Source organism: Snodgrassella sp. B3882 (genome assembly GCF_026535915.1).
Lineage (GTDB): Bacteria > Pseudomonadota > Gammaproteobacteria > Burkholderiales > Neisseriaceae > Snodgrassella.
Genome location: NZ_JAFNPF010000001.1, coordinates 1,176,576 through 1,189,260, shown reverse-complemented (window position 1 = coordinate 1,189,260; position 12,685 = coordinate 1,176,576). Strand labels below are relative to the sequence as shown.

At 42.2% G+C, this 12,685-nt stretch carries 13 protein-coding genes; 4 read left to right on the top strand and 9 right to left on the bottom strand.

All coding sequences use genetic code 11. The annotated features are described in order from the left end of the window. Nucleotides 1-60 precede the first annotated feature (60 nt). Together J3U68_RS05050 and J3U68_RS05045 are read left to right on the top strand one after the other, a co-directional pair. Nucleotides 61-723: a response regulator transcription factor gene (locus J3U68_RS05050; protein ID WP_267375251.1), complete on the top strand. Its 663-nt coding sequence runs from the start codon at nucleotides 61-63 to the stop codon at nucleotides 721-723. Beyond that, complete coding sequence (locus J3U68_RS05045; protein WP_267375249.1) at nucleotides 699-2,078, top strand: ATP-binding protein; 1,380 nt, start codon at nucleotides 699-701, stop codon at nucleotides 2,076-2,078. Before J3U68_RS05050 ends, J3U68_RS05045 begins: the two co-directional genes overlap by 25 nt. 211 nt (nucleotides 2,079-2,289) lie before the next feature. On the opposite strand, the gene upp is transcribed toward J3U68_RS05045, so the two are convergent. Genes upp through murI form a run of 6 tightly spaced genes read right to left on the bottom strand, consistent with a single transcriptional unit; the run spans nucleotide 2,290 to nucleotide 6,742 of the window. After that, nucleotides 2,290-2,922, bottom strand: a complete 633-nt coding sequence (gene upp / locus J3U68_RS05040) for a uracil phosphoribosyltransferase (protein ID WP_267375248.1) — start codon at nucleotides 2,920-2,922, stop codon at nucleotides 2,290-2,292. Nucleotides 2,923-2,981: 59 nt separating this feature from the next. After that, nucleotides 2,982-3,293, bottom strand: coding sequence for a Grx4 family monothiol glutaredoxin (gene grxD, locus J3U68_RS05035; RefSeq protein WP_267375247.1), 312 nt, complete (start codon nucleotides 3,291-3,293; stop codon nucleotides 2,982-2,984). 22 nt (nucleotides 3,294-3,315) lie between these two features. Continuing rightward, entirely contained in the window at nucleotides 3,316-4,578 is a 1,263-nt protein-coding gene (locus J3U68_RS05030; RefSeq protein ID WP_267376215.1) for an RsmB/NOP family class I SAM-dependent RNA methyltransferase, read from the bottom strand. Next, nucleotides 4,578-5,258 carry a DUF3108 domain-containing protein gene (locus tag J3U68_RS05025; RefSeq protein WP_267375246.1) on the bottom strand — a complete coding sequence of 227 codons (681 nt, stop codon included), beginning with the start codon at nucleotides 5,256-5,258 and terminating at the stop codon, nucleotides 4,578-4,580. Before J3U68_RS05025 ends, J3U68_RS05030 begins: the two co-directional genes overlap by 1 nt. A gap of 18 nt (nucleotides 5,259-5,276) precedes the next feature. Continuing rightward, complete coding sequence (purN, locus tag J3U68_RS05020; RefSeq protein ID WP_267375245.1) at nucleotides 5,277-5,906, bottom strand: phosphoribosylglycinamide formyltransferase; 630 nt, start codon at nucleotides 5,904-5,906, stop codon at nucleotides 5,277-5,279. Nucleotides 5,907-5,932: 26 nt separating this feature from the next. Continuing rightward, nucleotides 5,933-6,742, bottom strand: coding sequence for a glutamate racemase (murI, locus tag J3U68_RS05015; RefSeq protein WP_267375244.1), 810 nt, complete (start codon nucleotides 6,740-6,742; stop codon nucleotides 5,933-5,935). 277 nt (nucleotides 6,743-7,019) lie between these two features. Here murI and tsaE point away from each other — a divergent pair, with 277 nt between their 5' ends. Together tsaE and J3U68_RS05005 are read left to right on the top strand one after the other, a co-directional pair. Continuing rightward, a complete protein-coding gene (tsaE, locus tag J3U68_RS05010) occupies nucleotides 7,020-7,490 on the top strand; it encodes a tRNA (adenosine(37)-N6)-threonylcarbamoyltransferase complex ATPase subunit type 1 TsaE (protein ID WP_267375243.1) in 471 nt (156 codons plus the stop codon). 2 nt (nucleotides 7,491-7,492) lie between these two features. Beyond that, on the top strand, nucleotides 7,493-8,803 hold the full coding sequence (locus J3U68_RS05005) for an N-acetylmuramoyl-L-alanine amidase (protein ID WP_267375242.1): 1,311 nt from the start codon (nucleotides 7,493-7,495) through the stop codon (nucleotides 8,801-8,803). Between the two features lie 316 nt (nucleotides 8,804-9,119). Here the strand turns inward: J3U68_RS05005 and J3U68_RS05000 are convergent, their stop codons facing one another. The 3 genes from J3U68_RS05000 to J3U68_RS04990 form a co-directional block, all read right to left on the bottom strand. After that, nucleotides 9,120-9,809, bottom strand: coding sequence for a hypothetical protein (locus J3U68_RS05000; protein ID WP_267375241.1), 690 nt, complete (start codon nucleotides 9,807-9,809; stop codon nucleotides 9,120-9,122). Between the two features lie 385 nt (nucleotides 9,810-10,194). Continuing rightward, nucleotides 10,195-11,592 carry an efflux transporter outer membrane subunit gene (locus J3U68_RS04995; RefSeq protein ID WP_267375240.1) on the bottom strand — a complete coding sequence of 466 codons (1,398 nt, stop codon included), beginning with the start codon at nucleotides 11,590-11,592 and terminating at the stop codon, nucleotides 10,195-10,197. Next, the gene (locus tag J3U68_RS04990) at nucleotides 11,589-12,683 is read right to left on the bottom strand and encodes an ABC transporter permease (RefSeq protein ID WP_267375239.1); all 1,095 of its coding nucleotides are present in this window, start codon (nucleotides 12,681-12,683) and stop codon (nucleotides 11,589-11,591) included. Before J3U68_RS04990 ends, J3U68_RS04995 begins: the two co-directional genes overlap by 4 nt. Nucleotides 12,684-12,685: the final 2 nt, after the last annotated feature.

Sequence of the window (12,685 nt, the reverse complement as noted above, 5' to 3'; positions counted from 1 at the left end):
AGCATATGATTTAGGAAAATTTATTTATTTCACTCGGTCTTATCGAAAAAACGTTAACCCATGCGAATATTACTTCTTGAAGACGATAGTATGATCGCTGAAGCGCTTGGTGATCTCCTGCATGCGGCAGGTTTTGCTGTTGATTGCTTATCTGATGGTCTGATCGCCGAAACATTGATCCGGCCCGATATCTATGATTTAGCGCTGTTCGATATTGGTGTGCCTAATATGGATGGATTGAGTGTTTTACGCCATCTTCGCGCGCGGCATTTTGATTTACCTGTGATCCTGATTACAGCGCGGGACAGTGTAGAAGAACGAATTCAGGGTCTGGATTCGGGGGCTGATGATTATGTGGTTAAACCTTTTGCCCCAGATGAATTACTCGCTCGGATCCGTGCGGTGCTGCGTCGCCGTGGTGGTCATGCGGCACCGGTATTGACTAACGGCAGGATTAATTTAAATCCCGCCACTCGAGAAATTAGTGTCGATGATACGATAACCCGATTATCGGCACGTGAATATGCCCTGATGTATTGTTTGTTGTTGCAACCAGGTGTCATTCTTTCCAGACAGGAATTAGAAGAGAAGATTTACGGTTGGAATGAAGAAGTAGAAAGTAATGCAGTAGAAGTGGTGATACACGGAATTCGCAAAAAGCTCGGCAGTAATGTGATAAAAAATGTTCGAGGTTTAGGATGGCTGGTAGATCGAAACAGCTGAGTACTTCGTTACAATGGCGGTTGATGCTGGTATTAACTCTGTTGGTCACGCTGATTGCCATTATTGGTGATTTACTGGCCTATCAGACGGCATTCAAAGAAACTCAGGATCTTCAGGATAGTCAGCTGGAACAAATCGCTCATTTTCTTGATCCTCGTAGTGCCGTGCTGAGGCAAGACGCCAATGAAAATTTGAATTTTCCTGAAACCGCCAGCACCCTACCCAAACCTCGTATACTGGCACAAACTCTGGATTCACCCTATTTAAATACGTTAATGGGTGATGATCATGCTGTCAGCAATTTGCAGCAATTGGGTGATGGCTTTCATAATTTTGTCACGGTTGCCAGACATTGGCGGGTATATATTCTGACGCGAGAAAGTGTACGCATTGTGGTGGCGCAGCGTACCGCCTATCGTAATCACATTGCCCGGGATAGTGCATTGAGCGTGGTGTGGCCTTTTTTGTTTTTAATGCCGATTTTATGGCTGATCACCGCAATTTGGATAAGACGATTATTTCGAGCCACGCAGAATATGAGCACTGAAGTTGCCTCACGCAGTGCCACGGATTTATCTCCACTGGATTTCAAACATACCCCTACTGAAATCCGACCTTTCATTAACGCTTTAAATCGTTTATTTAAACAACTTCAGACGGCTATTGAACATGATCAACGCTTTATTGGTCATGCTGCGCATGAATTACGCACACCTATTACAGCCCTAACCATTCAAATCGCGCGTATTGAAGAGCCGAATATTAGCAAGTTAGAGCAAGAAAAACTCATCCAACAGATCAAGGCCGGCATTGCACGCACTGAACAATTATTAAGCCAATTATTATCATTGGCTCGGGCTCAGCATCAACAGCATAAACCTGTGCAGCAAAGTAATTGTGCTTTAATGCCATTATTACGGGATTTAATTGCAGATATTTTGCCGCTGGCGGAAGAAAAACAACAAAGTTTAAGTGTGGAAATAGCAGAGGAAATTAACTTACCCGTAAGCAAGGATGATTTATATACTATTTTGAAAAATTTACTGGTTAATGCCATCCGCTATACACCCTCAGGTGGTCAGGTCCGTATACGCCATGAATCTTTGCATGAGCAAAAGCAGATAATCTGGATCGAAGACAATGGTTGTGGTATTGCCGAGGCGGAACGGCAACAGGTATTTGAGCCGTTCTATCGCATTTTAGGAACTGATGAAAACGGCAGCGGTTTAGGGCTGACTATTGTACGAACTTTATGTCAATTATGGCACATTGAAGTGCTGATGACAGAGTCTCCGCTAAGGAATGAATCATTTAAAAAAATCGGCTTAGCAGTAGGACTGATATTTGAACATTGACCAACGGTCAAATCCTGAGTTTACTTAGTCTTTGTTCAGTTCATTATTGTAGCTGCCTACGCTGTTTAGATTTGGTATTGGCACCACGGTTTGAATACAAGTGATCTGGTAACAGTTGAGATTTTGTATTAATGCTAGTTAGACTATTATTCACGCTTCTCTGATGGGCACTTTGTCATTGGACATTAAAAAACCGGCAAAGCCGGTTTTTTTATCCGTGTTTGGTGCCAAAGATTTTGTCTCCAGCGTCGCCCAATCCGGGAATGATATAGCCATTTTGATCCAAATGATCGTCTAAGGCTGCAGCATAAATGGTGACGTCAGGATGAGCTTCATTAACCGCTTTAACACCCTCTGGAGCGGCCACCAATACCAAAGCTTTAATGTCTTTACAACCTTTTTTCTTAAGCAGCTCTATGGTTGCATTCATGGATCCGCCAGTTGCCAGCATCGGGTCGATGATCAAAGCGGGACGCTTGTCCATCTGACTAACAAATTTTTCAAAATAAGGTACAGGCTCCAGTGTTTCTTCGTCGCGCTGCAAGCCGACTACGCTGATCTTAGCAGTGGGAATCAAATCCAGCACCCCATCCAGCATACCCAAGCCAGCACGTAGAATCGGTACTACGGTTACGGTTTTTCCTTTAATTTGATAAGCGTCAATCTCACCACACCAGCCCTGCATTTTAACGGTTTCTACATCGAAATCACGAGAAGCTTCATAAGCCATCAATCTTGCCAGTTCTTTTGTCAGCGTACGAAATCGATAAGTACTACAATCTTCTTCACGCATTAAAGACAATTTATGTTTCACCAGCGGGTGATCAATCACAGTAATTTTCATGGCTTGTTCCATCGGTTTGTTACAATAAAAGAACGATTCAATTATTTTATAGTTTAATTTCAGGCAATTGGCAATAATTCTTGTAGTTCACCAGCTTCATACATTTCCAGCATAATATCTGAGCCGCCAACAAATTCACCATTCACGTACAATTGTGGAATGGTTGGCCAATCAGCAAATTCTTTGATACCTTGACGGATGGATTCGTCTTCCAAAACATTGACTGTAAAAAAGTCTTTGAGTCCAGCAGCCTGAAGAATCTGTACAGCTCGAGATGAAAACCCGCATTGAGGGAATTGGCGAGTGCCTTTCATAAATAATACAACTGGATGTTCTGTAACAATTGCTTTGATTTTTTCTTGAGTATTCATAAATCGTTTTTCCTTATTTAGTTTATGCATTCTTTTTCAGAACGGCTGCAAAAAAACCATCTGTATGATGCTGGCGCGTGCTCAGCTGTAAATATGGGCTGTCTGCTGCGGGCAAGGGTATGTTTTTGAGTAATTCTTGTGCAGGCTCAATCTGCCACTGTGAATTATTTTCTAAAAATTCAACAATTTGCCGTTGATTTTCCACATCCAGAATACTACATGTAGCGTAAACTAAGCGTCCACCGTCTTTAACCAGCTCTGATGCCGCTTGTAAAATGGACTGCTGCTGTTGACACAAAGCGGTAACATTAGTTTGATTCTGGCGATATTTCAGATCTGGATTGCGACGCAAAGTACCCAATCCTGAGCATGGGGCATCAACCAATACACAATCTGCTTTCTGTTTTAGTCGTGCTAAACGTTGGTCGAATTCTGTATCGATGCGCTGCGGATGAATGTTTGTTAAACCTGCTCGTATCATGCGTGGCTTCAGATTGGCTAAACGTTTCTCAGCGACATCAAAAGCATACAATCGACCACTTCCCGCCATCATTGCACCCATCGCCAGTGTTTTTCCGCCGGCACCGGCGCAAAAATCCACCGCCAGTTGTCCACGTTTAACACCAGTTAATAGCGCCAACAGCTGGCTGCCTTCGTCTTGAACTTCCAACACGCCATCTAAAAAAAGGGGATGACGATTTAAAGCAGGCTTATCAAAGAGACGAATTCCCCAAGGTGAGTATGGCGTGGCTTCAGCTCGCAGACCCTCATCTTGCAACTGTTTAAGCACTTTATCTCTTTTGCCCTTCAGCGTATTGACCCTTAAATCTAAAGGTGCTGGCTGCAGCATACTGCGACCATACTCCAAAATGTCCTGTTGGCACCAGCCTTGGTCTTTCAGGCAATCAATTAACCATAGAGGCAATTCTGCTGCCGTGCAAATGTCTGAGCTAAAAGTTTCCTTTTGCGCTTTTAAGTTCACTAACCATTGCGCTTCATCTTCACTACATAGCTCTTTTAACGCATGGACACTGAGCCCACGCCCAAACACCAAGGCAGCCAGAGCGGCCAAACGAGGTTGTTGTGCTGGCTTGGGTAAAACCGACTGAATTTTTTGCAGGTGCCGTAATGTAGCGAAAACGGTTTCAGCAATTTCATGCCGGTCACGGCCTCCAAGCTTACGTTCACGACGAAAAAAAGCCGACAAAGCGACATCGCTTGGTTGTTTGAAAGTTAAAATCTGCGCTAAAACAGTTGCAGTTAAATCGAGTTGTGCTGCATTAATCATAGTGTCTTTATAGCTTTTCCATCAATTAATCCACTTTTTAAGTGCAAAGTATAGATTTTACCATTATCCATATAACTGATTCGCACCGGAATACCATTTAAACTTGGTGCAAAAGCATATTCGACCACATCATCACCGCGATTCAGTCGATACAGGCTGATGTTGGTCAGCTGATTATTAATGGATAATGGTTGTTGACCAATAAAACTGATATCTTTCAGCGGATAAATTTTTTTGCCGTTAGTCAGATAAGTATTTTTAGCTAATTGCCCCTCATTGACGCCTAATTGCCAACCCAAAGCAAACATATCGTATACCGGTCCATCTACTTGAACATGTTGTGCATCCGCATTATTTTTGCCAAACTGAACTGTTTGTTGATTAAACACTGCGTATGCATACGGCTTGCCTTGACGGGTATCTACATAAGATAACGGAGTCAGTGTATTGCCCGATACGGTACCAGTGGAGACAAAATTTAGATGATAAAAAATAAAATTTAAACTGACATCTATGCGGTAGTGATTATTTTGCTGGCTAAAATCCATATTAACCGGTATACCATGATTATCAACATAGTGTAGTTTAGCCTGCTGGGGTAAAGTTGCTGCTTTGGTTGCTATGGCGACCAACATCAGCAGCGAAAAGCAAAAAGCATTAAACCATGCTTTTAACATAAAATATTCCTCAAACTATTAATTTAATAAACAGTTAATTTCTGTAGCCGCATCCTTGCGCCGTACCCGATTGCCATCAATACTCAGTTTGTCTGCAATAAAGTCAGCCACAGCTTGAGGCAATAGCTGGTGTTCAACCTGCAAAACTCTGTGTGCCAAGGATTCAACAGTATCATCATCCCGCACTGTCACCACTCCTTGAGCGATGATTGGACCACAATCCAGATCTGGGGTAACAAAGTGAATAGTACAGCCAGCTACCCGACAGCCACTTTCCAAAGCCCGCTGATGGGTATGCAAGCCAGGAAAGGCTGGCAATAAAGAAGGATGGATATTAATCAATCTTTCGGCATAATGCAGGCAAAATGCTGGCGACAAAATGCGCATAAATCCGGCCAACAATACCAAATCAGGTTGATAGTGATCAATAAACTGCATTAAAGCGGCATCAAAAGCCTCTCGTTGAGTATATTGCTGATGCTCAACAACGTGTGTTGTCAAACCATGTTGTTCTGCCCATTTCAGGCCTTGAGCATCGCTGCGATTACTGATCACGGCAACAATTTCAGCACCACTGATATTTGCATTAAACACAGCTTGTAAATTACTGCCGCGACCAGAAATCAGCACTACAATCTTTTTCTTCATGATTAGTCCATCATCGGTTAAGCCAATCAGCCCAACGAAACCATTTCCAGCTGTTCCAAACTGCGCCCGAGAAAACGCTCACCAATGGTTTGAAAACGCAGCGGTATATCACTGACATAAAAACGATAGTCAGCACCATTATGATTGGGATTAGCCAACTGACTACGATACAAAGCTTCAGCGGTGGCTTCAGCGGTCGTGATGGCTGAATCAACCAGTTTAAGTTCTGGTGCTTCCTGTTTGATTAACGGTTTCAATAACGGGTAATGCGTGCATCCTAATACCAGAGTATCCACATTTTCAGCCAGAATCGGCTTGAGATATTCACGTGCAGTCAATCGAGTAACTTCATGATCTAGCCAGCCTTCTTCTACCAATGGCACCAATAAAGGACAAGCTTGAGAAAATACCCGAGTGTTGGGGTTTTGGCTATGGATAGCACGCGCATAGGCATTGCTGTTAACCGTTGTACTGGTGGCAATCACACCAATGTGATTGTTTTGAGTGCTCTGCAATGCTGCCTGAGCACCAGCAGCAATAACATCTAAAACCGGCATATCACCAGCTAGCTGACGCACCTTCTCTCTAGCGACCGCCGCAATGGTGTTACAAGCCACCACTAAAGCCTTAACATCGTGCTCAAGCAGATAAGTGACAATCTGCTCAGTATAAAGTTCAATGGTATGGCGTGATTTAACGCCATAGGGTACCCGAGCCGTGTCGCCAAAATAGACAATATTTTCATTAGGTAGTCGTTCCATCAAAGCACGGACTACCGTCAATCCGCCCACACCCGAATCAAATACACCAATCGGTCTTTGTTGTATTGCAGTCATTGATTATATACAGTTTTAATACCCAGCAAATTTATACTGCATTTGCCAGTACGTATCTAAGGGTTAAAAAGGAGAATTATAGCATTTACCCTAAATAAAAACTGATAACTATGTTAAATCCCATCATTTTCATCACAATTAGGGCAACTGTTAGTAGCAAACAAAATATGTTAATATTCGCAAAATAGCTGGTATTTCTTAACTAACCGAACTGCTCTGTCTTTCGTTAACCCAAACTTTATCGCATAATAAACTGTTTATTTATTTAAAATACATTATGCTTGACACAGAAAATTATGCAGTCATTTTGCGCAGTGAGGCGGAAACTCTCAATCTTGGAGCAGATTTAGCCACGCACATCAATGCTCCATTGATTATCTGGCTGCAAGGCGATCTGGGTGCGGGGAAAACCACCCTTACCCGCGGACTGCTGCTTGCTCTAGGTCATCATGGCGCGGTGAAAAGCCCAACCTACAATATCGTTGAAAGTTATTCTTTTGCGCAATTTAACGTAAATCATTTTGATTTATATCGTTTTCAGACGCCGGAAGAATGGTTGGATGCAGGATTGGATGAGCTGATTGATTCAAACAGCATCAGCTTGATTGAATGGCCCCTACAGGGTGAAGGCTATGTGCCTGAACCGGATATTATTTTAAACATGATGACCATTGCACAGGGTCGTCAGGTACAATTTATTGCTGTGAGCGATCATGGTAAACAAACTTTAGCTCCTATTATCAAATAATTATGCCTACTATCAGCCGTCGTACCCTTTTGCTCGCCTCAACCGGCACCCTTTTGATCAGTTTGACACCTATGGCTCGAGCCAATTCAAAAGGTGCTGATATCGTTGCCTCACGTATCTGGCCGGCAAATGCCTACACGCGCATGACTCTAGAATCAACTACACCGATTCAATTTAAATATTTTCAATTAAAAAATCCCGACCGGCTGGTTATCGACATTCAGGGTGGTGCCACCAATCAGGTGTTGCAGGAATTGGGTAAGAAGGTGCTGCCACGTGATCCCTATATCAGTAGTGTACGCATTGGGCAGTTCAATCCTGAAACTATTCGCATAGTGATGGATTTAAAAACCACTGTTAACCCGCAAGTTTTTTCCTTAGCCCCTATAGCAAATTTCAAAAACCGTCTGGTGGTGGATCTTTATCCAACCAAATCCGTCGCCATTGAACAGGAAAAAAACGATCCATTGATGGCGTTACTGCAAGATTACAGTCATGGCAAAATCAATAGTGACGGCACCAGTCAAGCTCAGGCTACAGCACCGACCCCACCGGTCGTCAACAGACCGGAGAAATCTACAAATGACTCAAAATCTTCTGTTGGCAGACCCAATAAACCAAAACGCCAACCTATCATTATGATCGACCCGGGACATGGTGGAGAAGATCCCGGTGCCATCGGTCCTTCCGGGTTGCGGGAAAAAGATGTTGTACTGGCAATAGGTCGCTTAGTGAAAAAAGTACTTGATGGTTATGGTTACAAAACTTATATGACACGCAATGAGGACATTTTTATCCCCTTAGGCGTACGAGTAGCCAAAGCTCGCTCCCTCAAAGCTGATGTCTTCGTGTCTATTCATGCTGATGCTTTCACCAACCCTTCTGCCAAAGGCACCGGCGTTTACGCCCTTAACCCTAAAGGCGCAACCAGTGCAGCAGCTAAATATTTGGCCAAAACCCAGAATGCTGCTGATGCCATTGGCGGCGTCATCTTATCCAGTGATAAGAATGTCAACAATACCCTGTTTGACCTGACCCAAACAGCCACCATTAAAGACAGCCTGAAATTAGGCAAAGATGTATTAAATCGTTTAGGGCAAATCAACAAACTACACAAAGGCAGTGTCGATCAGGCCAATTTTGCCGTTTTAAAAGCTCCGGACATTCCTTCCATATTGGTCGAAACAGCATTTATCTCCAATCCAGGAGAAGAACGACTGTTGTCATCGAATGATTTTCGCCTAAAACTTGCCAATTCAATCTCTTCTGGAATTAAAGATTACTTATCCACGGCAGTTTTGGCTCGTCGCTAAATACTCGAGTTCAAGCAAAAATCATATTAGCTAATTTTAGCAGTGAAATATCAACCATTTAACTTATACCTAGCTAAATAACTCATGCCTAAAAATAGCAGATACAGATCTCCATTTGCCTGAAAAGGTTGTAACTGGTCTTGTTAGATCAAATTATATTACTTCAGACTTTTTTATCATTCTCTGTCAGCTACACCATATATTACCAATAAATCTATGAACTTAAAGGTTTAAACAATATTTTGTGATGTATATTAAATGTAATGATCTGCAGCAAAACTAAAGAACCTGAACAGATATATTTTTTGCCTAATAGCTATTTACCTTCTAGTAATTTTGTAATCGCTGTCCTATCTTTCGGGGAGATAAAATCAAAAGTATTTTGAAATTGTTGAAGGTCATATGCCTCACACTGAGAATATATGTTGTGACCACTGATCCCAAATACATGCCCCTCAGAGGTTTTGTAAGTTTTAAAATCTGATACTGATTTGACCGTTATCTCATTACCATTATAGAGACAAAATAATCTTTTATTATCACCAATAAATTCATCATCATATATTCTGATGTTATCAGGATTTAATGCTAAATTTTTCAAACATAAAACACAGCCACCTTCTTTACGAATAAAATAAATATGATTCTTATCTTTATACAAAACATTGGGTATTAATTCGCTATATGAATTTCGATCAACTATCTGATTTAAATTAACATCATCTATTTTTTCATGTAAGAAATAACCCAGCTTTTTTCTATATACAATATCTCGCCCCTTTTTATCTGGTAATGCTTGATCGTATTCATCCGCAATCACTAAATTACCTTGGTATTCATATAAATTATAAATAATGGGTTTTACCGAAGTAACTGGAATTTCAACAATGGCACCCGTTGTGCTATCTTCATGATAAAAATGATCAATATTGGATTGACAGCCAACTATCATCAAATTGAAGATAATGAAAAAATTGAGAAGCATTATCTTGGTGGTATTCAACATGACATTACCTTATCATTATTGTGGTCGACACTTATTCTTCATATTAATTTGCCATTCTTTTGGTTCATAACGAAGAAATCAATATCATTTTAATATAAATTAACCTAAAAGTGACTTTTAGGCCTTCATCGTTTTTGGATGATCGCAAGTTATTTCTTTGTTTGTAGATAAATACTCTGGATCCGCCAAAGATTTAAAACTTGTTTGTAAAATTACCTGCTTTGGCTAATTTAACTTGGTTGACGGTAATTAGCCCAATAATGCACTACTTTCCTCAATCTACTAAACGTTGTAACTAAAAATAGAGTAAAAATTGGTTTTCAAGCACAGTTATCGTTATTTTTAATCTTCTAATCATCACCAAATGTGCAAAAAATTTTCATTCCTATGATTGTTGCAAGCCACCACCCAAAGCTTTAATCACATCAACCATTGCCCGTGTGGCATGACCATAAGCCACAGCATAAGAATATTCAGCCTGAGCAAAATTCCTTTGCGCTTCTAACAAATCTGCCATAGAAATATCACCAGCTTGAAAGCGTCTGAGCTGACTTTGCAGTATCTGCTGTGCGGCACGTGCAGCCTTGGAAGAATACTTTACCCCTTGGCGGTAATAATGATAATTACTCATGGCCGTTTCCGCTTCATTCAATGCAGTCAGCACAGTTTGCTCATAGTGTAATGCAGCCATTTTTTCTCTGGCTTTAGCAGCATGTATTTCAGCTTTTACCTTACCCCCGTCCAGAATACGCCAGGAAATAAAAGGCACCACAGACCAACTTTGATTGGCTGCCTGTATTAACCGAGCTGAAGACAAAGCATCAAAGCCACCACTTGCATTGATAGCGAGTTTAGGAAATTGTTCCGCAATCGCTGCACCCAGCTCTGCATTGCTTACAGCAAGCTGACGCTCAGCGGCACGAATATCCGGACGCCGACGCAAAATATCAGCTGGTTTGCCAACAGGTATATCCGGTAAAGACGGTAATGCCACAACAGCTGCACCCAACTGCATTTGTTTATCCGGCTGTCCGCCGGTCAGGATACTTAACGCCAGTAAATTTGCCTGAATCCGTGCTTCAATTTCCGGTATGATAGCCTGAGCTGTCTGCAGTCGTGCATCGATTGACTCGATTTCAATCCGAGGTAAATCACCGGCTTGCACCCGTCTGGTCACCACATTACGCATGGCAAGCAGATTTTTGATGATTTGTTGTTGTGCTTGTAATTCGTGTTGTGCGCTGCTTAAGCCAAAATAACTACGCACAATTTCAGTTGATATACTCAACCTTACCCCATCAGCCTCTTCAACGCTTTGTTCATAACGCGCTGAATTGGCAGCAACTCCGTGACGTATGCGCCCAAATATATCCACCTCCCATCCGATTGCAGCACCAACATAATTACGAGTCTGGTAACGAGAATTGATTTTATTGACGGCTTCACTATTACGGCTATTACTATGGCGAAGATCGAGATCTGCAGATGGCAAAAACTGACTTCGCGAAGCGGTCATTATCGCATGGGCTTCTTCAATTTTCATGACCGCCAGTCGTACATCGTGGTTATACGCCAACCCTTCATTAATCAATAAATTCAGTTGCGGGTCGTTAAAATATTGCCACCATTTTTCTAAATTTAGCGATGATTCCGCATGGTTTTTTGATGCTGTCCATTGAGGTGCGAGCTCAATAGCCGGTGCTCCTTGATAAGGTGGCGCGCTGATACAAGCTGTTAGCCAAAAAAGGGGTATAGACACAATAGTTAAAGGCAAGATTTTCATTGCAATTTCTTCCGAACCGAAATGATAGCGATAGTTAAAGTGACACAGGCAATCAGCACCATGGGCCAAGCGTTGTGAAGAATTTCACCCGCTGGCATATTTTTTAAAAAAACGCCATGTAAAATAATCAGATAGTGTTTAAACGGCATCAACTCTGCTAGCCATTGCAGCACCTGCGGCATATTTTCTACTGGCGTAGCAAATCCGGACATCATGACCATCGGTATCATGACCCCAAACACCCCTAAAATAGCCTGTTGCTGGGTAGAGCAAAATGCGGATATAGCCAGCCCGATACCAGTAATGGAAACAATAAATACCATCATCGCCATCAGCAACAACAGCAATGAACCGGTAAACGGAATGTTGAAAACGAGCACTGCCGCCAAAATCATCATGGAAGACAAAATAATACTGATCATGAAACCAGGGACACATTTTGCAATGATGATTTCAGCCGGCGTACAAGGTGATACCAGCAGCTGATCAAAAGTGCCCAGTTCTCGCTCACGTGCAATCGATAGAGCAGCTGTCATCAGCGCAATCACAAAGATCAGGATGCCGGATAATGCTGGAACCACAAACCAACGATAATTCAAATTTGGATTAAAGAAATTTCTAGCCGCAATCCGTTCTGTCTTCTGTGCCTGCACGCCCATCTTCTGGACAATTCTCTCAATATAGGAATAGGCAATCTGGCCGGCATTGGCACGACGGCCATCTATAATCACCTGCAAACTGGCAGGTTGACCGGCAGCGATAGCGCGCGAAAAATCTTCTGGAATAGAAATCGCCAGCAGTACCTGTTTGCGGTCAATATCGGCATGCAATGCAGATGGATTGTCTGTAACCAGCACCTCTTTTACAAAACCAGCGTGTTCTATGGTTCGCACTAGCTCCTGCGACCAGTAACCATTGTCACGGTTATAAACCCCCACTGTGACATTGCGTACATCCAGAGTAATCGCGAAAGAAAAAATCATTAATTGCATAATCGGCGGCACAATCAAAATAAATCGCGCCCTTTTATCACGCAGCAAACACAGAATTTCCTTGATAATCTGCGCGCGCAACTGAAGCGAAAACAGCATCC

Bases quoted from the DNA above. Each gene is read 5' to 3' on its own strand.
- J3U68_RS05050 (WP_267375251.1), top strand. From the start codon at position 61: ATGCGAATATTACTTCTTGAAGACGATAGTATGATCGCTGAAGCGCTT.
- J3U68_RS05045 (WP_267375249.1), top strand. From the start codon at position 699: ATGGCTGGTAGATCGAAACAGCTGAGTACTTCGTTACAATGGCGGTTG.
- upp (WP_267375248.1), bottom strand. From the start codon at position 2,922: ATGAAAATTACTGTGATTGATCACCCGCTGGTGAAACATAAATTGTCT.
- grxD (WP_267375247.1), bottom strand. From the start codon at position 3,293: ATGAATACTCAAGAAAAAATCAAAGCAATTGTTACAGAACATCCAGTT.
- J3U68_RS05025 (WP_267375246.1), bottom strand. From the start codon at position 5,258: ATGTTAAAAGCATGGTTTAATGCTTTTTGCTTTTCGCTGCTGATGTTG.
- purN (WP_267375245.1), bottom strand. From the start codon at position 5,906: ATGAAGAAAAAGATTGTAGTGCTGATTTCTGGTCGCGGCAGTAATTTA.
- murI (WP_267375244.1), bottom strand. From the start codon at position 6,742: ATGACTGCAATACAACAAAGACCGATTGGTGTATTTGATTCGGGTGTG.
- tsaE (WP_267375243.1), top strand. From the start codon at position 7,020: ATGCTTGACACAGAAAATTATGCAGTCATTTTGCGCAGTGAGGCGGAA.
- J3U68_RS05005 (WP_267375242.1), top strand. From the start codon at position 7,493: ATGCCTACTATCAGCCGTCGTACCCTTTTGCTCGCCTCAACCGGCACC.
- J3U68_RS05000 (WP_267375241.1), bottom strand. From the start codon at position 9,809: ATGTTGAATACCACCAAGATAATGCTTCTCAATTTTTTCATTATCTTC.
- J3U68_RS04995 (WP_267375240.1), bottom strand. From the start codon at position 11,592: ATGAAAATCTTGCCTTTAACTATTGTGTCTATACCCCTTTTTTGGCTA.
- J3U68_RS04990 (WP_267375239.1), bottom strand. From the start codon at position 12,683: ATGCTGTTTTCGCTTCAGTTGCGCGCGCAGATTATCAAGGAAATTCTG.